Source organism: Agromyces protaetiae (assembly GCF_030866785.1).
GTDB lineage: Bacteria > Actinomycetota > Actinomycetes > Actinomycetales > Microbacteriaceae > Agromyces > Agromyces silvae.
On sequence record NZ_CP133018.1, the window covers coordinates 1,428,600 to 1,450,347 of the forward strand.

At 70.9% G+C, this 21,748-nt stretch carries 19 protein-coding genes and 1 tRNA gene; 14 read left to right on the top strand and 6 right to left on the bottom strand.

The annotated features are described in order from the left end of the window. Nucleotides 1–53 precede the first annotated feature (53 nt). The 3 genes from QU602_RS06590 (at nucleotide 54) to serA (ending at nucleotide 2,659) form a co-directional block, all read left to right on the top strand. Nucleotides 54–551 (top strand): DNA polymerase III subunit gamma/tau, encoded by a 498-nt coding sequence (locus QU602_RS06590; RefSeq protein WP_308799447.1) that lies wholly within the window; start codon nucleotides 54–56, stop codon nucleotides 549–551. Next, nucleotides 548–931 carry a hypothetical protein gene (locus QU602_RS06595; protein ID WP_308799448.1) on the top strand — a complete coding sequence of 128 codons (384 nt, stop codon included), beginning with the start codon at nucleotides 548–550 and terminating at the stop codon, nucleotides 929–931. The genes QU602_RS06590 and QU602_RS06595 overlap by 4 nt, the downstream gene beginning before the upstream one ends. Before the next feature lie 135 nt (nucleotides 932–1,066). Next, nucleotides 1,067–2,659: a phosphoglycerate dehydrogenase gene (gene serA, locus QU602_RS06600; RefSeq protein ID WP_308799449.1), complete on the top strand. Its 1,593-nt coding sequence runs from the start codon at nucleotides 1,067–1,069 to the stop codon at nucleotides 2,657–2,659. Here serA and QU602_RS06605 read toward each other — a convergent pair. Next, complete coding sequence (locus tag QU602_RS06605) at nucleotides 2,656–3,255, bottom strand: TetR/AcrR family transcriptional regulator (RefSeq protein WP_308799450.1); 600 nt, start codon at nucleotides 3,253–3,255, stop codon at nucleotides 2,656–2,658. The two genes, serA and QU602_RS06605, sit on opposite strands and share 4 nt — an antisense overlap. Nucleotides 3,256–3,334: 79 nt before the next feature. On the opposite strand from QU602_RS06605, the gene QU602_RS06610 reads away from it, so the two are divergent. Further along, nucleotides 3,335–4,903: an MFS transporter gene (locus QU602_RS06610; protein WP_308799451.1), complete on the top strand. Its 1,569-nt coding sequence runs from the start codon at nucleotides 3,335–3,337 to the stop codon at nucleotides 4,901–4,903. Here QU602_RS06610 and QU602_RS06615 read toward each other — a convergent pair. Next, nucleotides 4,897–5,160 (bottom strand): DUF6458 family protein, encoded by a 264-nt coding sequence (locus QU602_RS06615; RefSeq protein WP_308799452.1) that lies wholly within the window; start codon nucleotides 5,158–5,160, stop codon nucleotides 4,897–4,899. The genes QU602_RS06610 and QU602_RS06615 overlap by 7 nt on opposite strands. 130 nt (nucleotides 5,161–5,290) lie before the next feature. Here QU602_RS06615 and QU602_RS06620 point away from each other — a divergent pair, with 130 nt between their 5' ends. Together QU602_RS06620 and QU602_RS06625 are read left to right on the top strand one after the other, a co-directional pair. After that, nucleotides 5,291–6,364: a 3-isopropylmalate dehydrogenase gene (locus QU602_RS06620; protein WP_308799454.1), complete on the top strand. Its 1,074-nt coding sequence runs from the start codon at nucleotides 5,291–5,293 to the stop codon at nucleotides 6,362–6,364. 43 nt (nucleotides 6,365–6,407) lie between these two features. Next, complete coding sequence (locus QU602_RS06625) at nucleotides 6,408–7,529, top strand: branched-chain amino acid aminotransferase (protein WP_308799455.1); 1,122 nt, start codon at nucleotides 6,408–6,410, stop codon at nucleotides 7,527–7,529. A gap of 19 nt (nucleotides 7,530–7,548) precedes the next feature. Here the strand turns inward: QU602_RS06625 and QU602_RS06630 are convergent, their stop codons facing one another. After that, the gene (locus QU602_RS06630) at nucleotides 7,549–7,992 is read right to left on the bottom strand and encodes a hypothetical protein (protein WP_308799456.1); all 444 of its coding nucleotides are present in this window, start codon (nucleotides 7,990–7,992) and stop codon (nucleotides 7,549–7,551) included. Nucleotides 7,993–8,080: 88 nt separating this feature from the next. Here QU602_RS06630 and QU602_RS06635 point away from each other — a divergent pair, with 88 nt between their 5' ends. Further along, a complete protein-coding gene (locus QU602_RS06635; RefSeq protein ID WP_308799457.1) occupies nucleotides 8,081–8,845 on the top strand; it encodes a fumarylacetoacetate hydrolase family protein in 765 nt (254 codons plus the stop codon). A gap of 18 nt (nucleotides 8,846–8,863) precedes the next feature. On the opposite strand, the gene QU602_RS06640 is transcribed toward QU602_RS06635, so the two are convergent. After that, nucleotides 8,864–9,928 (bottom strand): aminotransferase class V-fold PLP-dependent enzyme, encoded by a 1,065-nt coding sequence (locus QU602_RS06640; RefSeq protein ID WP_308799458.1) that lies wholly within the window; start codon nucleotides 9,926–9,928, stop codon nucleotides 8,864–8,866. 80 nt (nucleotides 9,929–10,008) lie between these two features. Here QU602_RS06640 and gltX point away from each other — a divergent pair, with 80 nt between their 5' ends. Continuing rightward, nucleotides 10,009–11,526: a glutamate--tRNA ligase gene (gene gltX, locus QU602_RS06645; protein ID WP_308799459.1), complete on the top strand. Its 1,518-nt coding sequence runs from the start codon at nucleotides 10,009–10,011 to the stop codon at nucleotides 11,524–11,526. 108 nt (nucleotides 11,527–11,634) lie between these two features. Next, nucleotides 11,635–11,709: transfer RNA gene (locus tag QU602_RS06650), tRNA-Gln, on the top strand. A gap of 242 nt (nucleotides 11,710–11,951) precedes the next feature. On the opposite strand, the gene QU602_RS06655 is transcribed toward QU602_RS06650, so the two are convergent. Further along, complete coding sequence (locus tag QU602_RS06655) at nucleotides 11,952–12,281, bottom strand: nucleotidyltransferase family protein (RefSeq protein ID WP_308799461.1); 330 nt, start codon at nucleotides 12,279–12,281, stop codon at nucleotides 11,952–11,954. A 381-nt stretch (nucleotides 12,282–12,662) separates the two neighbouring features. Here QU602_RS06655 and QU602_RS06660 point away from each other — a divergent pair, with 381 nt between their 5' ends. Next, nucleotides 12,663–13,532, top strand: coding sequence for an HAD family hydrolase (locus QU602_RS06660; RefSeq protein ID WP_308799462.1), 870 nt, complete (start codon nucleotides 12,663–12,665; stop codon nucleotides 13,530–13,532). A gap of 204 nt (nucleotides 13,533–13,736) precedes the next feature. Next, a complete protein-coding gene (locus tag QU602_RS06665) occupies nucleotides 13,737–16,130 on the top strand; it encodes a polysaccharide deacetylase family protein (RefSeq protein WP_308799464.1) in 2,394 nt (797 codons plus the stop codon). 46 nt (nucleotides 16,131–16,176) lie between these two features. Here the strand turns inward: QU602_RS06665 and QU602_RS06670 are convergent, their stop codons facing one another. After that, nucleotides 16,177–16,818 carry a TetR/AcrR family transcriptional regulator gene (locus tag QU602_RS06670; protein WP_308799465.1) on the bottom strand — a complete coding sequence of 214 codons (642 nt, stop codon included), beginning with the start codon at nucleotides 16,816–16,818 and terminating at the stop codon, nucleotides 16,177–16,179. Nucleotides 16,819–16,911: 93 nt separating this feature from the next. On the opposite strand from QU602_RS06670, the gene QU602_RS06675 reads away from it, so the two are divergent. From QU602_RS06675 to QU602_RS06685, 3 genes are all read left to right on the top strand, one after another. Beyond that, entirely contained in the window at nucleotides 16,912–18,222 is a 1,311-nt protein-coding gene (locus tag QU602_RS06675; protein WP_308799466.1) for a nucleotide disphospho-sugar-binding domain-containing protein, read from the top strand. Between the two features lie 153 nt (nucleotides 18,223–18,375). Next, nucleotides 18,376–21,045: a S8 family serine peptidase gene (locus tag QU602_RS06680; protein WP_308799467.1), complete on the top strand. Its 2,670-nt coding sequence runs from the start codon at nucleotides 18,376–18,378 to the stop codon at nucleotides 21,043–21,045. A gap of 95 nt (nucleotides 21,046–21,140) precedes the next feature. Beyond that, complete coding sequence (locus QU602_RS06685) at nucleotides 21,141–21,740, top strand: signal peptidase II (protein WP_308799468.1); 600 nt, start codon at nucleotides 21,141–21,143, stop codon at nucleotides 21,738–21,740. Nucleotides 21,741–21,748 lie beyond the last annotated feature (8 nt).

The following is a 21,748-nucleotide window of genomic DNA, read 5'->3' on the forward strand; positions in this document are numbered from 1 at the left end:
CGCCATCGCCCTCGGGCGACATCCGCCGGCAGCGCGCTCACTAGGCTGGGGGGATGACCCGCGAGAACGACGACGAGGCGCTGAGCTGGGAGGGCGACGACGATCCGACGCTCGCGCCGGGCTGGAAGCGGGTCGGCAACGCGGCGCCCGTGACGGATGCGGCTGACGCAGGCCAACCGGATGCCTCAGTCACGACGGCGAGCTCAGGGGCGACGGATGCCTCGGCCGAGGCGACCGGCGACGCCGACGGGGAGGCGGTGCGACGCCAGACGAGCTCGGCGGAGCTGCTCATCCTCGGCGTGCTCGCCGGGGTGTACCTGCTCTACACCGTCGGCTGGCTGCTCACGGCGGTGCGTACGGACGCACCTGGCACGAGTCTCGTCGCGGACGCGATGTACACGCTCGGCCTCTGGCTGGCCGTGCTCGCGCCCGCCCTCTGGTTCGGGCTCGCGTACGCCGTGGTCTCCCGGCCGCCGCGACGCCTGCTCTGGCTCATCGTGGGCGCGATCGTGCTTGTCCCGCTCCCGTTCGTGCTGGGGGTGACCGCATGACCGCCGAGCCCGCATCCGCATCCGGCCCCGCCGTTCCGGCCGGCGAGCGCGCTCCGCGCGCGGTCCAGCCGCTGTGGCTGCAGGTCGCCCTCGCGGTGCTCTTCGGCCTGTTCTACGCCTACGACGTGTGGGAGGTCGTCGAGAGTCTCGTGCAGATCCTCAGCCTCGGGCTCACGTTCGAGGTGATCGGCTGGGTCATCATGGTCGTCGCCATGCTGGCCCCGCTCGCCCTGTTCGCGGCGGCGTTCGCGATCGGCCGCGGACGGAGCATCCCGATCGCCATGCTGGCCTATCTCACCGGACTCGCCGTCTCAGGCGCGCTGTTCTCGACCTTCACGGTGCTGCTCGGCGTCTCGGGGGCCATCGCCGTCCCGGCCTGAGCCGCGGGTGCGTCACACGAACGAGCGCGGCATGCGCGCTCAAGTAGAGTGAGTGCCGAGCGCCCCGACGGCTGTGGCGCCGTTCCTCTCCCCAACTCGCGCGGGGCCCGCGCACGTCACTCGAAGGAATCGTCTGTGTCAAAGCCGGTCGTGCTGATCGCCGAAGAACTCTCGCCCGCCACCGTCGACGCCCTCGGGCCCGACTTCGAGATCCGCTCGGTCGACGGCACCGACCGTCCGGCGCTGCTCTCGGCGCTCGCCGACGCGAACGCGATCCTCGTGCGCTCGGCGACCAAGGTCGACGCCGAGGCGATCGCTGCGGCACCGAAGCTGCAGGTCATCGCACGTGCGGGCGTCGGCCTCGACAACGTCGACATCAAGGCCGCGACGACCGCGGGCGTCATGGTCGTGAACGCGCCGACCTCGAACATCATCTCGGCTGCCGAGCTCACGGTCGGGCACATCCTGAGCCTCGCGCGGCACATCCCGGCGGCGCACTCGGCCCTCGCGCAGGGGGAGTGGAAGCGGTCGGCGTACACCGGCACCGAGCTCTACGAGAAGACCGTCGGCATCATCGGCCTCGGCCGCATCGGCGCGCTCATCGCCGCCCGCCTACAGGCGTTCGGCGTCGAGGTCATCGCGTACGACCCGTACATCACGGCGGCGCGGGCGCAGCAGCTCGGCGTGCAGACCGTGTCGCTCGACGAGCTGCTCGAGCGCAGCGATTTCATCACCATCCACATGCCGAAGACGCCCGAGACGACGGGCATGATCGGCACCGAGCAGCTCGCCAAGATGAAGCCGACGGCGTTCGTGGTGAACGTCGCCCGCGGCGGGCTCATCGACGAGGCCGCGCTGCACGACGCGCTCGTGAACGGCACGATCGCCGGTGCGGGTCTCGACGTGTTCGTCTCGGAGCCGCCGAAGGAGTCGCCGCTGCTCGGCCTGCCGAACGTCGTCGTCACCCCGCATCTCGGGGCCTCGACCGACGAGGCGCAGGAGAAGGCCGGCGTCTCGGTGGCGAAGTCGGTGCGGCTCGCGCTCGCCGGCGAGCTCGTGCCTGACGCGGTGAACGTGGCGGGCGGCGTCATCGACCCGTACGTGCGCCCCGGTATCTCGCTCGTCGAGAAGCTCGGCCAGCTCTTCTCCGGTCTGGTCGACGGCCCGCTCACGAGCCTCGACATCGAGGTGCACGGCGAGCTGAACGACTACGACGTGAGCGTCCTCAAGCTCGCCGCGCTGAAGGGCGTCTTCACGAACGTCGTCAGCGAGTCGGTGTCCTACGTGAACGCGCCGTTGCTCGCCGAGCAGCGTGGCATCGAGGTGCGCCTCATCACCGACGCCGAGTCGCCCGAGTACCGCAATGTGATCACGCTCAAGGGTGCGCAGGGCGACGGCCGCCAGGTGTCGGTGTCCGGCACGCTCACCGGCCCGAAGCAGATCGAGAAGCTCGTCGGCATCGACGGGTACGAGATCGAGGTGCCGATCGCGAGCCATCACATCGTCATGCTGTACACCGACCGCCCCGGCATCGTCGCGGTCTACGGCAGCGAGTTCGGTGACGCGGGCATCAACATCGCGGGTATGCAGATCGCCCGGCGCGAGGCCGGCGGGCAGGCGCTGAGCGTGCTCACGGTCGACTCGCCGGTTCCGGCCGACGTGCTCGAGCGGGTACGCGCTGCGACCGACGCCGAGGTCATGGTCGAGATCGACATCACCGAGTCCTAGGACGGGTGGTCGGATGCCCCGCCCGCGGCCCGGCCGTCGGCGGGGCGTTCTCGTGCGAGGCGTTGGAGCAGGGCGACGAGGCGGTTCATCGCGTCGTCGTCGATGGTGCTGGCATCGGGCGAGTCCGCCTCGGCGCGGAGGGCCGCGTGGTAGTACAGCCCATCGCCGATGAGGGTGACCGCGAGCGCGACCGTCGGGTCGGCGACGTGGTGCGAGAGCACCTCGATCCACCGCCGGCGCACCTCTTCGAGCGCGTCCGCCGCATCTCGATCGCCGCCCTGCGCGAGGCGCACCATGGCCACGAACGTGCGGTCGAGCGGCGTCGCGACATCCGTCGACGAGCGGATGAAGTACGAGACGGCGCCGTCTGGGGCGGCGTCGATCCGCGCGACGTCGTCGTCGATGAGCTGCCGGATGCGGTCGGTGAGTCCGGCGATCAGCGCGTGCCGTGACCCGAAGTGGTACAGCAGCCCGCCCTTCGACACGCCTGCGGCCTTCGCGGTCGCGTCGAGGGTGGCGGCCCGTTCGCCGTCGGCGACGATCAGTCGCTCGAACGCGTCGAGTACCGCCTCGCGAGCGGCAGGAGGTCGGCTCATGGGTCCATTCTCGATGCATCCGTCGGGTGGTTCTCTGTTACTATACCAGCCAGACGGTATAGAAACTGGACCCACACTCATGCACACCGACACCTCGTCGACCTCGATCGCCCGCACCGACACGGCGTCCCTCGCCTCCGACGGCCCTCGCGCACCCCGCCGGGCGTGGGTCGCGCTCGCCGTACTCATGCTCCCCGTGCTCCTCGTCTCGGTCGACAACACGGTGCTGAGCTTCGCGCTCCCCGAGATCGCCCGCGACCTCGCGCCCACTGCCGCCCAGCAGCTCTGGATCATCGACGCCTACCCGCTCGTGCTCGCCGGCCTGCTCGTCGCGATGGGCTCGCTCGGCGACCGCTTCGGTCGCCGTCGTCTGCTGCTCATCGGATCGCTCGGCTTCGGAATCGTGTCGGTCGCCGCCGCGTTCGCGCCGACGGCCGAGGCCCTGATCATCGCCCGCGCCGCGCTCGGGTTCTTCGGTGCCATGCTCATGCCGTCGACGCTGTCACTGCTGCGATCGGTGTTCACCGACCGCGAGCAGCGCCGTCTCGCCATCGCGATCTGGGCGACCGGGTTCGCGGCGGGCAGCGCGCTCGGCCCCATCGTGGGTGGCGTGCTGCTCGAGCACTTCGCGTGGGGGTCGGTCTTCCTGCTCGCGGTGCCCGTGCTGCTGCCGCTCGTCGTGCTGCTCCCGCTCCTCGTCCGTGAAAGCCGCGACCCCGCACCCGGTCCGATCGATCTGTTGAGCATCGCCCTCTCGCTCGCCGCGATGATCCCGGTCGTGTTCGGCATCAAGGCGATCGCGACGGATGGGCCGGGCGGGTACGGCATCCCGATGATCCTCGTGGGCCTCGTGTTCGGCTGGCTCTTCGTACGCCGGCAGCTCCGTCGCCCGAAGCCCATGCTCGACGTGCGCCTGTTCCGCCGCGGTGCGTTCGGCGGTGCCGTTCTCGTGAACCTGATGAGCGTCATCTCGCTCGTCGGCTTCCTGTACTTCGTCTCGCAGCACCTGCAGCTGATCGCGGGGCTCAGCCCCGTGCAGGCCGGTCTCGCGCTCACGCCGGGTCTGGTCGCGATGATCGCGGCCGGGCTGCTCGTGGTGCCGATCGCCAAACGCGTCGCGGCGCGGGTCGTCGTGCCCGTCGGGCTCACACTCTCGGCCGGGGCCTATGTCGTCATCGCGCTCACGGCCGATTCCGGTCAGCTCGCACCGGTGGTGCTCGCCTTCGTCATGCTCGGCATCGGTATCGGGGCTGCGGAGACGGTCTCGAACGAGCTCATCCTCAGCAATGCCCCCGCCGCGAAAGCGGGCGCCGCGTCGGCGGTCTCCGAGACCGCCTACGAGCTGGGCGCGGTGCTCGGCACCGCGGTCATGGGCTCGATCCTGACCGCGTACTACCGGGCGACGCTCGATCTCCCGACCGGGCTGACCGCCGCGCAGGCCGACGCCGCCCGCGAGACGCTCGCCGGTGCGTTCACCACCGCGTCGGAGCTTCCCGACGCCGCACGCGTCGCGCTCGAGGCATCCGCCGCGCACGCGTTCGACAGCGGGGTCGTCGTGACCTCGTTCATCGGCGTCGCGCTCATGCTCACCGCCGCCGTGGTCGCGGCGACGACGCTCGGCAGAGGCGCGAAGCGCGCGGATCAGTAGGCCGCGGGGCCGTCCGGCGTGCTCGTCTCGTCGCGGCGCACGCGCTCGCCGGTCGCCGGGTCGACCGACGTGCGCGATGTCGAGACCGTGTTCCGGCGACGCGCGATGAGCACGATGCCGAGGATGATCACGAGGGCTCCGGCACCCATCAGGATGTAGCCGACGGTCGTCACGTCGATCCAGTCGACGGTGACGTTCACGGCGAACGCGAGGATCGCGCCGATCGCGAAGAGGACGATTCCGAGTCCGAGGCTCATCAGGCCCTTCCTTCCCGGGCACGGGCGGATGCCGCGCCGCTACTGGCACCGGCGCCGAAGCGCGGGCAGCGGCCTCAGGTTAGCCAGGCCACGCACTACGCTGGGAGGGCTGGCGCACGAAGGGACACGCATGGTAACGACGCTCAAACTCGCGGTCATCCCCGGTGACGGGATCGGTCCGGAGGTCGTCGGCGAAGCGCTCAAGGTGCTCGACGCCGCCATCGCAGGCACCGACCTCGCGTTCGAACAGACCCGGTTCTCGCTCGGTGCCGGTCGCTACCTCGAGACGGGCGACGTGCTCACCGACGACGACCTGGCCGCGATCGCCGGTCACGACGCCATCTTGCTCGGCGCGGTCGGCGGCGCGCCCGGTGACCCGCGGCTCGCGGGCGCGAACATCGAACGCGGCCTGCTGCTGAAGCTGCGGTTCGAGCTCGACCACTATGTGAACCTTCGCCCGACCGTGCTCCATCCCAACGTCGTGAGCCCGCTGGCCGAGCCCGGGGAGGTCGACTTCGTCGTCGTCCGCGAGGGCACCGAGGGCCCGTACGTCGGCAACGGCGGAGCGATTCGTGTCGGCACGCCGCACGAGATTGCCAACGAGGTGTCGGTGAACACCGCGTACGGCGTCGAGCGCGTGGTGCGCTACGCGTTCGAGCAGGCGGCGGCGCGCCGTAACAGGCTCACGCTCGTGCACAAGACGAACGTGCTGGTCTTCTCCGGCTCGCTCTGGAAGCGCACGGTCGACGCGGTCGCCGCCGAGTACCCGGGCGTCGCGGTCGACTACCTGCACGTCGACGCGGCGACGATCTTCCTCGTCACGGATCCTGGTAGATTCGACGTCATCGTCACGGACAACCTCTTCGGCGACATCCTGACCGATCTGGCCGGCGCGATCAGCGGCGGCATCGGCCTCGCCGCCTCGGGCAATATCAACCCCGACGGCAGGTTCCCGAGCATGTTCGAGCCGGTGCACGGTTCGGCTCCCGACATCGCCGGGAAGGGCATCGCCGACCCCACGGCCGCGATCCTGTCGGTCGCGCTGCTGCTCCGCCACCTCGGCGAAGCGGATGCCGCGACCCGCGTGGAGCAGGCCGTGACCGCCGACCTCGCCGAACGCGGCGACCAGCGCCGCAGCACGATCGAGGTCGGCGACGCGATCGCCACCCGCATCCAGGCCGCACTGCAGCCCGCACACTCGTAGCCCAGCGCACACCTCGCATCAGACGCATCCGAAAGAAGACGCCATGACCACCGACCTCCGCCTCCAGGCCCCCTCAGCCGCCGGACTCATCTGGAACGTCGCCCGCAACGCCGAGGCGAAGAGCGACGCCGAGCGCGACGCGATCCTCGCGGACCCGGGCTTCGGCAACCACTTCACCGACCACATGGTCGACCTGTGCTGGTCGCAGAAGGGCGGCTGGCACCGGCCGCGTGTCTCGCCGTACGGCCCGATCCAGCTCGATCCGGCGGCCGCCGTGCTGCATTACGCGCAGGAGATCTTCGAGGGCCTGAAGGCGTACCGTCACGCCGACGGCTCGATCTGGACCTTCCGGCCGTACGAGAACGCCGCCCGCCTCCAGCGTTCGGCCCACCGTATGGCGCTGCCCGAGCTGCCCGTCGAGCACTTCATCGACTCGCTGAAGCAGCTCGTCGCGGTCGATGGCGACTGGGTGCCGACGGCCCCCGAGACGAGCCTGTACCTCCGGCCGTTCATGTTCGCGAAGGAGGCGTTCCTCGGGGTGCGCCCCGCGCAGAAGGTCGCCTACTACCTCATCGCGAGCCCGGCGGGCGCGTATTTCAGCGGCAATGGCGGCGTGCAGCCGGTGAACATCTGGCTGTCGACGCGGTACGCGCGTGCGGGCAAGGGCGGCACGGGGGCGGCGAAGACCGGCGGGAACTACGCGTCGAGCCTGCTGCCCCAGGCCGAGGCGTACGAGAAGGGCTGCCAGCAGGTCATGTTCCTCGACGAGGGGAAGTACCTCGAGGAGCTCGGCGGCATGAACGTCGTCCTCGTGAAGAAGGACGGCACGCTGCTCACGCCCGAGTCGGACACGATCCTCGAGGGCATCACGCGCGACTCGATCCTGCGCCTCGCGGCGGACCGCGGCCACGAGGTCGAGCAGCGCAAGATCACGATCGACGAGTGGCGCGAGGGCGCGGCGTCGGGCGACATCGTCGGTGCGTTCGCGTGCGGCACGGCCGCGGTCGTGGTGCCGATCGGGCGCCTGCTCGCCGAGGACTTCGAGATCGCGCACGTCGGAGACGAGGCCGAGCAGCTCGCGCTGTCGCTGCGTGAGGAGCTCACGGGCATCCAGTACGGCCGCGTCGAGGACCGGCACGGCTGGATGCTCCGCCTCGACGCCTAATTGGAGGCCGGGCCTGCGCTCAGGGCCAGGTGAACGTCAGGTCGGTGTGGACCGGCTCGGTGAGTCCGGTGATGAGCAGGCTCACCGCCATGCCCCGGTCCTTCTTCAGCACCGAGAAGGCCTTCGTGCCGGTCGGTGTGACGGTCACGCGTCGTTGCGCGGGTGCGCCCGTGCAGTTGACCCACTCGCCGCCCTGACCTTCGACGGTCGTGGACGTCTGCGTCACGTCGGCGGTCACGTAGGCGACCGTACCGGTGGGGCAGGTGTAGCTGAAGAGCACGTTCGCCGACTGGCCCGTGTTGCCGAGCTGGCCGAGCAGCTGACCTGAGATCGCCTGGATGCTCACGTCGTCGGTCGCGTCGGCGGGCTCCGCCGCCGCCGGCGCGGCGGTGGAGCCGAGCAGGAGGGCTGCGCCGAGGAGGGCGGTGGACATGGTCAGCTGACGACGGTGAGCGGTGATCATGCCAGAATACTAGCACTCGCGAATCGCACGGATGCGGGCACGTGCTCAGTCACCCGGGAACGGACAGTGCCTCGATAGGCTGGCCGGTATGAAGATCGCGCGGTTCAGTCACGATGAGTCCATCTCGTTCGGCATCGTCGACGAGGAGGAGCACGAGCTGGTCGTGCTGAAGGCCGACCCCATGTTCGCCGGGTTCGAGCCGACCGGCGAGCGGGTGCCGCTCGCCGAGGTGAAGCTGCTCGCGCCGGTGATCCCGCGTTCGAAGGTCGTGGCGGTCGGCCGCAACTATCGCGAGCACGCCGCCGAGTTCGGCAACGAGGCGCCCGCCGAACCGCTGCTGTTCCTGAAGCCGAACACGGCGGTCATCGGCCCGGGCGACGCGATCGTGTCCCCGCCGCAGAGCGAGCGGGTCGAGTTCGAAGGCGAACTGGCCGTGATCATCGGCCGCATCGCGAAGAACGTGGCGGAGGCCGACGCGGAAGACGTGATCTTCGGCTACACGATCGGCAACGACGTGACCGCACGCGACCTGCAGCGAAGCGACGGGCAGTGGACGCGTGCGAAGGGCTTCGACACGTTCTGCCCGCTCGGCCCGGTCATCGACACCGAGGTGGACTTCGAGCACGGCACGATCGAGACCAGCGTCAACGGCGAGCGCAAGCAGGAGGGCCGGCTCGCCGACATGGTGCACTCGGTGCCCGCCATCATCGCGTACGCGTCGAGCGTGTTCACGCTGCTGCCGGGCGACGTGATCCTGACCGGCACGCCCGCCGGCGTCGGCCCGATCGTCGCCGGGGACACCGTCGAGGTCACCGTGTCTGGGCTCGGGACGCTGTCGAACCCGGTGCGCTGAGCCCGGCCGCTCGTACGGTCAGCTCGGCGCCGCCCGACCGAGCGCCTGCGCGGCGAGCTCGACGTCCTCGTCGTCGTTCCAGACGTGGAAGGCCACCCGGGCGCGCCCCGCGCGGCCGGACGCGACGACGCCCGCCGCGGTGAGTGCACGCAGGTCGTCGCCCTCGGCATCCGGCCACGTCACGATCGCGCTGTCGGATGCCTCGAGCCCGAGCCGTGCTCGGAACGCGTTCGCCAGCGCGAGGTCGTGTTCGAGCACGGCCGTCTCGTCGAGCGATGCGGCGACGCCGAGTGCGGTTTCGGCGCCGACCCATGCCTGCCACGCGGGGGAGACGTCGAACCGCGACGCGTCGTCGGCGAGGTGCAGCGACGGGCCGTAGCAGCTCGTCCACGGGTCGGCGCCGGAGTACCAGCCTGCGGCGAGCGGCGTGAGCTCGGCGAGCGCGCGATCCGAGTGGGCCGCGAAGGCCGCACCCCGCGGGGCCGAGAGCCATTTGTAGGTGTGGCACACCGTGAGGTCGGCGTCGAGGTGACGGGTCGGCAGCCAACCGGTCGCCTGCGTGGTGTCCACGAGCAGGAAGGCGCCGGCATCGCGCGCGGCGCGCGAGATGGATGCCTCGTCGGCGACCTCGCCCGTCGCGGACTGCACGAGCGAATAGGCGACGATCGCCGTGTCGGCGGCGATCTCGTCGGCGAGCGCGGCGAGCGGCACGTGCCGGACCCGCAGGTCGCCGCGCACGAGGAAGGGCGAGACCAGCGAGCTGAAGTCCCCGTCGACGCACACGACCTCATCGCCCGGTGCCGCGGACGCGGCCACGAGCGCCACGAACACGGACACCTGCGAGCCGAGCGCGATGCGGTCGGAGCTCGTGCCGAGCAGGGTCGCCGCGTGTGCGCGCGATCGCTCGGCGACCTCGGTGTACCGGGCCGCGGTCGCGGTGCCGAGGCGCCAGCGGTCGAGGTCGGCGCGGAGGGCGGCGACCGTCGCGGCGGCCGGCAGGCCCATGGTGCACGCGGCGAGGTACCCGCGCCCTGCGGCCGCGCCGTATCCCGCGATGGGCTGGGCTCCGTCGACGTCGAGCATGCGGTCAGTCTCCGCCGAGCGGGACAGGTTCGCAATGGTGCACGCGGGGGCCGAGGCATCCGTGGCTACGATTGGTGACGATGTCTGACACGGCCCACCCCACGACCACCGCCACCGGCAGCGACGTCCGCGTGCGTTTCTGCCCCTCGCCGACCGGCACGCCGCATGTCGGTCTCGTGCGCACCGCGCTGTTCAACTGGGCGTACGCCCGGCACACGGGCGGCACGTTCGTCTTCCGCATCGAAGACACCGACGCGGCGCGCGACAGCGAAGAGAGCTACGAGATGATCCTCGACGCGCTCACGTGGCTCGGGCTCGACTGGGACGAGGGCATCGGCATCGGCGGTCCGCACGCGCCGTACCGGCAGTCGCAGCGGAGCGACATCTACGCCGACGTGATCGCGCGGCTGAAGGCCTCCGGGCACGTGTACGAGAGCTTCTCGACCGCGGAGGAGATCGACGCGCGCAATGAGGCCGCCGGCCGGCCGAAGCAGCTCGGGTACGACAACTTCGATCGCGATCTCACCGACGAGCAGCGCGCGGCGTTCCGTGCGGAGGGGCGCGAGCCGGCGTTGCGGCTACGGGTGCCCGATGTGGACCTCGGCTTCGACGACCTCGTGCGCGGACCCATCGCGTTCGCGGCGGGGTCCACGATCGACTTCGTGGTCGTGCGGCCCAACGGCGCCCCGCTGTACACGCTCGTGAACCCGGTCGACGACGCCATCATGGGCATCACCCACGTGCTGCGCGGCGAAGATCTGCTGTCGTCGACGCCGCGGCAGATCGCGCTGTACCACGCGCTGATCGACATCGGCGTGACGACGTTCGTGCCGCGCTTCGGCCATCTGCCCTACGTCATGGGGGAGGGCAACAAGAAGCTCTCCAAGCGCGACCCCGAGTCGAACCTGTTCCACCATCGCGACCGCGGCTTCATCCCTGAGGGCCTGGTGAATTATCTCGCCCTGCTCGGCTGGGGCTTCTCGGCCGACCGCGACGTGTTCAGCCGCGACGAGCTCGTCGCCGCGTTTGACGTCGCCGACGTGAACCCGAACCCGGCCCGCTTCGACCTGAAGAAGGCCGAGGCGATCAACGGAGATCACATCCGGCTGCTGCCGGTGTCGGAGTTCGCGGCACGGACCGTGCCGTACCTGCAGCGCGAGGGCATCGTCGAGCTGCCCATCTCGCCCGCTGAAGAGGCGACCCTCGTCGAGGTGGCGCCCCTCGTGCAGGAGCGCATCGGCCTACTGGGCGAGGCGCCCGGCATGGTCGGCTTCCTGTTCACGGATGCTGCGCACCTGCACTTCGAGGAGGACGCGCTGGCGTCGCTCCCGGCGAACGCCACGGAGGTGCTCGTGGCGGCTCGCGACGCGCTCGACCGTCTGCCGGGGGAGGCGTGGGCGACCATCGAGATCGAGGAGGCGCTGCGCGGCGCGCTCGTCGAGGGGCTCGGCCTGAAGCCGCGTGTCGCGTTCGGCCCGGTCCGCGTCGCGATCTCGGGGCGGCGGGTGTCGCCGCCGCTGTTCGAGTCCATGACGATCCTCGGCAAGATCGACTCGCTCGCGCGCATCGACCGGCTCGCGTTCCGCCTGACGATCTGACGGCGGCGCCGGGCGCCGAGGGTCGGCGGCCAGCCCGTGCTCGGTTTGGACGGCGCCCGACCGTAGGCTAGAGTTACATGTCGGCCCGGGACCTCTGTTTCAGGCCATTGGGGTATGGTGTAATTGGCAACACGGCTGATTCTGGTTCAGTTGTTCTTGGTTCGAGTCCAGGTACCCCAGCCAGTATGACTCCTCGAAAGCCCCGGTTCTCCGGGGCTTTTCTCATGTCTGAGCGGCCACCTCAGCTGGGACGCCTCCGAATGCGGGTTACCGCCCCTGCGATCGCCGTTGCACTCGCAAGGGCGGGACGGCGTCTTCGGCCATGTCGACCAGATCAGGATTACCGCTGTCGAGTGCATCGACATACCGCTGGCATCGATCGATCGACCGCAGGTTGTCAGCGATACGCTGTTCGACGCTCCGGCTCACAGTGCAACCGCGTCAGCGAGCGCTGATGTCGAGATGGGTTGCTTGAGCAGTTGCACGGGGAAGATGTCGATGTCGTCCCGACCGAAGAGCGTGCGAGTCTCTTCCATGAGGCCGGATGCGCGCATGAGGAGGTTCCCATCGGCCGGGTCCATCTCGACGAGGATGTCGATGTCGCTGCCCTCGTGTGCCGTCCCACGAGCAATCGATCCGAAGAGCCTCGGATTCGTCGCCGCATACCTCGCCAACAGTGCTTCGAACTCGTCACGACGTGCATCGAGCACCCCGCGAAGGGCGAGCGTCTCCGGCGTTGCGACGGGAATGGACATATCTTCAGAATACCGGCGGAGGCTCATATCCCGCGAGCGCGGTCGACGAAACCGGATGGTTGCGGCGAGGAGCAGTGGAGCAGCGCGATCCACACGCAGGTGACGGCCGCCATGTCTAACGAGAATGACAACCAGCAGTTCGTTCCGTGTGGTGCTCCAACCGATGAAGCGATCGGACTTGCCGGAGCGACTTGCCGGAGCGACTTGCCGGATCGGGGGATCGCAGCGCCCGCATCCGGGTCCCACTCGATGTTGGTGACGATGGCAGTGTGTAACACGTTTCTTACGCTTCCAAGTGCTGGATGGTGCGTGCTGCCCGCAGCACCGTCTGCCGAGGCGCCCGTGAGCCGGCGGCCGCCTCGGCGCCGGTAGGCTGGGGGAGTGCGCCCCCACACCCGAGTGATCTTCCTGGACGTGGACGGCACCATCATCGACGGGCACGAGCGGATGGCTCCCTCGACGCCCGAGGCGGTCCGCCGGGCGCGGGCCGCCGGGCATCTCGTGTACCTCGCGACGGGTCGCTCGCGCGCCGAGATCCTGCCGCACGTCGCCGAGATCGGCTTCGACGGCGCGATCACCGCGGGCGGCGGATTCGCCGAGGTCGGCGACCGGCTCATCGCGTCGCACACCATGAGCGCCGACGATCTTGAGGCGCTCACCGACGTGCTCGAGGACGAGGGCCTCGACTACTACCTCCAGGCGGCGGACCGCGTGTACGCATCGCCCGGGATGCTCGAGCACTACTTCCGCCTCATGCGCGAAGGGGCGCTGCCCGACGATGACACGGCCGAGGGCGTTCCGGAACTCGTCATCCCCGAGGCATCCACCGACGCCGCGCTCGCCGACGCCTACGCGCCCGTCGCCGACGCACCGGACGATGCCATCGCGAAGGCGCTCTTCCTCGGCGAGGACGAGCGCGCCTACGAGCGCGTCGCGCGCCGCCTCGGCGACCGGTTCACGGTGATCACCGGCACCATCGCGCATCTCGGCGGGGCGAGCGGCGAGGTGTCTCCGCTCGGCGTCGACAAGGGCAGGGCCGCGTTCGACGTGCTCGCCGATCTCGGTGTGCCGGTCGAGCGCGCGGTCGCGATCGGCGACAGCGTCAACGATCTGCAGATCCTCGAGCGGTGCGGGCTGGGCATCGCGATGGGCAACGCCTCCGCCGCGGTCAAGGCGATCGCCGACGAGGAGACCACGGGCGTCCTCGACGACGGCATCTGGAACGCCTTCGTGCGCCACGGCCTGATCTGACCGCCGTCGCCGGCCCGGTGCGGTTTCCCACATTTCCGCGACGCGCCCCTGCCGGCCGACGGGCACCGGGTCCAGACTGACCGCCAAACGCACCCCGATCCGGGTGGCACCGACGCCGCCCGCCCGGCCGACGGCGAGGACACCATGACTTCACAACGACGTGTGCCAGATGACCTGCGACCCACGAGTCCTCGACGGCGGGCCATGCTCGGCTCGGCCGCCCTGGTCACGGCCGCGGTGCTGGCGACCTCGCTCCTCGCGACCGCCGCACCCGCTGCGGCGCTCGAAGGCGCGCCGACGGTCGTGAGCCTCACGTTCGACGACTCCAACGCGAACCAGAACACCGCGGCGAGCATCCTGAACGCGAACAACCTCGACGGCACGTTCTACGCGACGACGGGGTTCGTCGGCCAGCCGGGCTACCAGACCCGCGCCGACCTCGAGGCGCTCGCCGCGGCGGGGCACGAGATCGCCGGCCACTCCGTGTCGCACCCCGACATGGCCACGCTGACGCCGACCGAGGCCAGGGCCCAGGCCTGTCAGAGCCGCGCGACGCTGACCGCGTGGGGCTTCCAGGTGACGAGCTTCGCCTACCCGTACGCGTCCCTGAACGCGACGGCCAAGCAGGCGGTCGTCGACTGCGGTTACAACACCGCGCGGAACCTGGGCGACATCGAGACCCGGTTCGGATGCTCCGGATGCGGGTTCGCCGAGGCGGTACCGCCGGCCGATCCGTTCGAGCTGCGTGTGCCCGACCAGGTCGACTCGACGTGGACGCTTGCCGACCTGCAGAACACGGTGATCAACGCCGAGAACACCGGCGGCGGATGGATCGGGCTGACGTTCCACCACATCTGCGACGACTGCGACGTCGAAGGACTGAACGTGAGTCCGGCGCTGTTCACGCAGTTCGTGCAGTGGCTCGCGGCCCGGCCCGCGACGCACAACACGTCCGTCAAGACGGTGCACCAGGTCTTCGGCGGGGCCGTGAAGCCGGTCACCGGCACGACCTTCCCGCCCGCACCGGCGCCCGGCGTCAACGGCATCAAGAACCCCAGCCTCGAGGAGCTCGGTACCAACGGCGTGCCCGACTGCTTCATGCTCGCCGGATACGGCACCAACGCGCCGACCTTCAGCCGGGTGTCGCCCGGTCGCACCGGCAACGTGGCCGAGCAGGTCGTCATGGCGAACTACGTCGACGGCGACGCGAAGACCATCATGACGATGGACTTCGGCTCGTGCGCACCGACCGTGACCGAGGGCCATCAGTACTCGCTCCGGACCTGGTACACCTCGACCGTGGTCACGCAGTTCGCGGTGTACCTGCGGAACGGCGTCGGCGGCTGGGTGTACTGGACGTCGAGCCCGTGGTTCGCCCCGGCCGCCGCGTACACCCAGGCGATCTGGGACTCGCCGCCGATCCCGGCGGGGTACAACGGCATCAGCTTCGGCCTGAACCTGTTCTCCAACGGCCAGCTCGTCACGGACGACTACGAGCTGTACGACCTGTCGGGTGCGCCGACCACCACGGTGCCGGGCACGCCGACCATCACCGGTACGGCACAGGTCGGCCAGGTGCTCACCGCGAACCCCGGCACCTGGACGCCGGCACCGTCGACCTACACGTATCAGTGGCTGCGGAACGGCACCGCCATCACGGGCGCCACCAACGCGACGTACGCACCGGTGGCGGCCGACGTCGGCACGACGCTGACCGTGCGGGTCTCCGGGACACCGGCTGGGGCGACCGCGGCGAGCGCGACCTCGGCGGGGGTCACGGTCACCGCCGCGCCCGTGACCGTGACGCCGGGCACGCCGACGATCACGGGGACACCGCGCGTCGGCAGTGTGCTCACGGCGAACCCGGGCACCTGGTCGCCGGCGGGGCTGGGGTTCACCTATCAGTGGTTGCGCAATGGCACGGCCATCGCCGGCGCGACCGCGCAGACGTACACGGCGGTGGCCGCCGACGCAGGGACGACGGTGAGTGTGCGCGTCACGGGGACGCCGGCCGGGGGCACCGGCGTGAGCGCGACCTCGTCGGGCGTCGCGGTCACCGCGGTGACCGTCACGCCCGGCACGCCGACGATCAGCGGGACGCCGCGTGTGGGCAGCGTGCTCACGGCGAACCCGGGCACGTGGTCGCCCACCGGGCTGACGTTCACCTACCAGTGGCTGCGGAACGGCACCGCCATCGCCGGCGCGACCGCGCGGACGTACACGGCGGTGGCCGCGGACGCGGGCGCCACGCTGAGCGTGCGGGTCACGGGTGCTCCGGCCGGCGGCACGGGGGCAAGTGCCACCTCGGCGGGCGTCGTGGTGGTGGCGACCGTGACGCCGGGCACGCCGACGATCTCGGGTACGGCTCGGGTCGGTGGCGTGCTGACCGCGAACCCGGGCACGTGGTCGCCGACCGGCGTCGCGCTCACGTATCAGTGGCTGCGCAACGGCAGCCCGATCGCCGGCGCGACCGCGCGGACCTACACGCTCGTGACCGCCGACTGGCTGAGCATGATCTCGGTCAGGGTGACGGGCACCGTGACCGGCGCCACCGCGACCAGGACCTCGGGGTCGATCCTGATTCTGCGTCTCAGGTGACGCGAGGCCGCGGGTCAGCGGGCTGGGGGGCGCCGGCCGTCCGTCGCTACCGTTCCAGGTGGCGGCGGGCGGCGTCGGCGAGCCAGCGTTCGTAGCGGTCGTGGTCCCAGCCCGATTGGAGGACGAGTTGCTGATGGCTTTCGGGCGACCACAGGAAGGACAGGACGGCCGCGGATGCCTCGGGGTCGGTACCGGGCGCGGCGATGCCCCGCTCGATCAGCTGGCCGGCGACGCTGAGGTAATCGGCGTGTCGGCGCACCAGCAGGTCGCCGAGTGCACGGTCGATGGCGTCATCGGTGTTGGCCGCGCTCAGGAACTCGATCCAGAGCACGCTCGTCCGGGCGTTCGCCGCGGCCACGAAACCCGCCACGGCGGCGAGCCAGTCGTCGGCGCCGGCGATGGCTCCGAGCGCCGCGGCCGCATCGCCGTCGGCGATCTGCGCGTCGCCTTCGGTCCCCGCGAACGCCTGCTCGAACGCGCGCAGGAGCAGGTCTCGTTTCGGGCCGTTCGCCTTGACCGTCTCGGTCGAGACGCCGGCTCGCGCGCCGATGTCGGCGAGCGAGCTGCCGTGGTAGCCGCGTTCGACGAAGCTGGCCGCAGCGGCGTCGAGCACGCGCCGGCGCGTCGCCGCAGCCTGCTCGGAGCGCAGTGCCGACCGGTACGCGCGGGTCGTCGTCGTGTCTGCCATCGAACTCCCTATTGACCAGCCTGCCAGGGTGGTGAATACTTCAGTGGTGTTTCCAATCCTAACCCGTGCGACACCTGACCCGAGGACCCGCTCATGATCTCCGTGCTCATCGCCTCCACACCGGTTCGCGGCCACGTCACCCCATTGCTCGCCGTCGCCGAGGCGCTGGTCGCGGCCGGCGACCGCGTGCGATTCCTGACCGGAGCGCGTTATCGCGATGACGTGCTCGCCACCGGTGCCGAGTTCCTGCCCCTGCCGCCCGAGGCGGACTACGACGACCGCGACATGGACGCGGCCTTCCCCGGCCGTCGCGGTCTCACAGGACCCGCGGGCATCCGGTACGACATGATCGAGATCTTCCTCAAGCCGGTCCCGGCGCAGCTGCGTGCGTTGCGCGCGGCCATCGGCGCCGAGCCGACGGACGCGGTGCTCGCCGAGTCGATGTTCGGTGCGGCGGCGGTCCTCAGCGGGGTGCCGCGCGCCGAACGGCCGCTCGTCGTCAATCTCGGCATCGTGCCGCTGGCGATGAAGCACCCCGATGTGGCCCCCTTCGGCCTCGGCATCACGCCCCTACGAGGGCCGATCGGCCGCCTCCGCAATGCGGTGCTCACCGCGACCGCCGAGCGAGGCGTGTTCGCGCCCGTCCAGCGGTACGCCGATCAGCTCGCGCGCACTGAGACCGGCCGAGGGCTCGACCGGTTCTTCCTCGACTGGCCCGCCGGTGCCGACCTGCTCGTGCAGTTCACGGTGCCCGAGTTCGAGTATGTGCGACGCGGGCTGCCCGACACCGTGCACTTCGTGGGGCCGGTCTCGCGTGCGCGTGCGTCCTCGTCCGAGCTGCCGAGTTGGTGGCCCGAGCTCACGGCGGGGCGCCCGGTCGTGCACGTGACGCAGGGCACCGTCGCGAACAGCGAGTGGACCCTCGTCGAACCGACCGTTCGTGCGCTCGCCGGAGAGGACGTGCTCGTGGTGGTCTCGACGGGCGGGCGCCCGGTCGACGAGCTGCCGCGGGACCTGCCGTCGAACGTCAGGGCAGCGAGCTTCCTCCCGTACGAGCGGTTGCTCCCGCTCACGCACGTCATGGTCACGAACGGCGGCTACGGGGGAGTGCACTACGCCCTCGAGCATGACGTGCCGGTCGTGGTCGCAGGCCGAACCGAGGACAAGGCCGAGGTCAGTGCCCGAGTCGCGTGGTCGGGCGCGGGCATCGACCTCCGGACCGACCGGCCGGCTCCGTCGAAGATCGCACGAGCCGTGCGCACGGCACTCGAGGATGCGAGCTATCGAGCGCGCGCCGCCGAGATCGGCGCTGCCATCCGACGTTCGCCCGGGCCATCCGCCGTGCATGAGATCGTCACGCGAGCTCTCGCCCCGGCTCGGGCCGGCGGGCCATCGCCGAACTGAGTAGTTCCTACCAGTCGGCGATCGTTCGAGACCCACCCCATCCGTGAATCGGCGCCCGATTCGCGCCATGTCCCCCGTTCGGGTGATGCCTCACTCTCCTGTGGATATGCCACGTTGAGGAGATTGCGTACGCGACCTTGGTGGGGAGATCACGTGTTCAGAGCCATTCGCGCTGCCCTTGCGGTGCTGGTGACCGGAGTCCTGGTGGCAGGCTTCGCCGGGCCGGCGGTTGCGGAGGAGCCGTCCGTCCCCGAGCCGGTGACGCTGGCGGACCAGGTCGCCGAGGCGGCGAAGAGCGGCGCGACCGGAGCCGACGAGCTCGCCGCGTCGGTCGGCCTGCCGGCGACGGGTGCGAACAGCCTCTCCGTGAGCGAAGACGGCGCGATCGCGGCCACCGTGACGTTCGCCGCGGCACCCACCGAGGGCGACCTCGCGCGGGTGGCCGGCATCGCGACGGTCGACCGCGTGTACTCCTTCAGCCCGGCGGCCGTGGTGACCGTGGACCCGGTGCGGATCCCTGAACTCCAGGCGCTCTCGGGCGTGACCTCGGTCGTGCCGGTCGTCACCGCGACGACCGGTGCCACCCGCGCACCGCTCATGGCCACCGAGGTGGCACCCGCGGGCGCCCCGGCCGACGACTCGTGCCGCGCGATCCCCGTCGAGGCCGATGGCCCGCTGCGCACCGAGCTCGCGCGTGAGACGTTCGGCGTGGACGGCACGGGCGTGACGATCGGGATCATCTCGGACTCATACGGCCTGGCCACCGACGTCACCACCCCTGAGCAGGACGTCGCGCTCGGCGTGCTGCCCGGCCCGGGCAACCCGTGCGGCTACGAGACGCCGGTCGAGGTGCTCGTCGAGTCCGCCACCGGCGACGACGAGGGCCGCGGCATGGCGCAGCTCGTGCACGGCATCGCGCCGGGCGCGAAGCTCATGTTCGCGTCCGGGTGGGGTGGTCCGAACGGCATGGCCGAGTCGATCATCCAGCTCGCCGAGGCCGGAGCGGACATCATCGTCGACGACCTGGGCTACGCGACCGAGACCTACTTCCAGCAGGGGCTCATCTCGGTGGCGATCAACGCCGTCCGGGCGCAGGGCGTCGCGTACTACACGTCGGCGGGCAACTCGAACGTCGCCGGTGCCGAGGACGGCCCGAGCGCAGGCCTTCCGATCGCGGCGTGGCAGACGCCGTCGTACCGTGGCATCGAGTGCCCCGACTGGGTCCAGGTCGCCCCCGGCGTGACCGAGTACGACTGCCTCGACTTCGACCCCACGTCGGTCGACGACGCGTACGACCTCCTGGGCTTCAACGGCGGCCTCGACCCGCAGGTGCTGCTCAGCTGGGGCGAGCCGATCAACGGCGTCGAGTCGTCGTTCGACCTGCAGCTCTACGCCGAGGACGAGGACGGGCAGCCCGAGCTGTACGGCGTCGGGGTGACCTTCGACTCGAACATCCCGAACCGGCTCGTGCCGACCGAGGACGTCGAGGAGGGCGTGTACCGGCTCGTGGTGGTGCGCGACCTGACCGATCGGGCTGCGCACGAGCCCGCCCTCTGGATCGGCACCATGCAGGGTTCCGACGGCATCTCCTGGCGCGAGCACGACCGCAGCACCGGTGACGACGTCGTCGGGCCGGCGACGTTCGGCCACCCGGCCGACGGTTCCGGCGTCGGCGTCGCCGCGGCCGACTGGCGGACGCCGCAGGTCCCCGAGCCCTTCACCTCGCCCGGGCCGGGCACGATCCGCTTCGAGGCCCTCGATCCGCAGAGCCTGGTCCCCGCCGCCGCCCTGCCCGAGCCCGTTCGCATCCAGGCCCCGGAGGTCACGGGTGTCGACGGCACCCGCACGAGCTTCTTCGGCGGGCCGGGCGACGGCCTCTACCGGTTCTTCGGCACCTCCGCCGCGGCTCCGAACGTCGCCGCCACCCATGCCCTCGCCACCCAGTTCGCGCCGGGCACCGGCGCGGACGAGATCACGGAGCTGCTCCTCGAGACGGCGGCACCGATGACGAACCCGTTCGACGGCATCCTGCCCGACGACGAGGTCTTCGGCGCCGGTCTCGCCGACGGCTACTCGCTGCTGGCCGCACTGCCGGCCCCCGCGGTCACCGGCCTCGCCGGCACCGTGCTGTCGCCGACGAGCGTGGCCGTGGAGTGGGAGGCCGGCGCGACGGCGACCGGCTACCAGGTCGAGCTGCTGCGACAGGGCGAGATCATCGACGCCGGCACGCTGGGGGCCGAGGAGACCGCCACGACGTTCGCCGGACTCACTCCCGAGACCACCTACCGGGTCCGGGTCGCCGCGCTGAACAGCTCGGATGAGCCGGGCGTCTGGGCGGAGACCACCGACCTGCGGACGCCGCGGCCTCCGCAGCCGAGCACGCTTCCGGCGGCTCCCGGGGAGGCCGCACTCACCCCGGAGACCGCCGGCGGGCTCATCGCGACGCCCGACCGGGTTCGCGCGGGCGAGACCGTCACGATCAGCGGGTTGCCCGCGTCCGCCTGGGTCGCCGGCTGGGCGTACTCCACTCCGACGGTCCTCGGATGGGCCTGGACCGGCGCCGACGGGAAGGCGGCGTTCCGCATCCCCGCGGACCTCGCAGCCGGCGCGCACCGACTCGCGGTCACCGATGCGTCAGGCCAGCTGCTCGGCTGGGTCGGCGTGACCGTGCTGGCCGACGCCCCCGTCCCGGCACGACCCGCCGGACTCGCGACGACCGGCACCGACGTCGACGTGACGCCCGCGCTCGCCGCCGTGATGCTGGCCCTGCTGGCCGGTGCCGCGCTCACGGCCGTCGGGCGACGGCGCGCCCGCCGCTCCTGACCCGCACGAAGACGGATGCTTCGGACCACACCGGTCCGGAGCATCCGTCGTCGCGGTGGTCGGCGGTGCGCGCCACGCCTGCGAGAATCGAGGGCATGAGCGAGGAAGCGGCGACCGGCCAGACGAGCGACGAATCGACCGCGACGGTGACCACGCCGGCCGGGCACTGGTCGCGCCACGCGCCGTGGATCGCGGTGGTCATCGGGGTCGTCGTCCTCGTCGTCGACCAACTGACGAAGGTCTGGGCCGAGGCGACCCTGACGCTCGGTGAGCGCACACCCGTGCTCGGCGACGCGCTCGGCATCCAGCTCGCCTACAACCCCGGCGCGGCGTTCTCGCTCGGTGCGAATGCGACCTGGGTGTTCACGATCCTCGCCGGCATCGGTGTGGTCGTCGTCGCCTGGTTCGTGTGGCGCGTGCGTTCCCGGGTGTGGGCCGTGTGCCTCGGGCTCCTCCTCGGCGGGGCGACCACGCACTTCCTCGACCGCATGTTCCGGGATCCGTCCTTCGGCCAGGGGCACGTCGTCGACTTCATCGCCTACTTCAACTGGTTCATCGGGAACATCGCCGACATCGCCCTCTTCTTCGGGGTCGTGATGTTCCTGATCCTCACCCTCCGCGGCACGCCGCTTCGGCCGGCGCCCGAGGCGCCGGCCGAGGTCGGGGATCAGCCGGCCGGAGATCGGGCGGTCTGAGGCGTCGG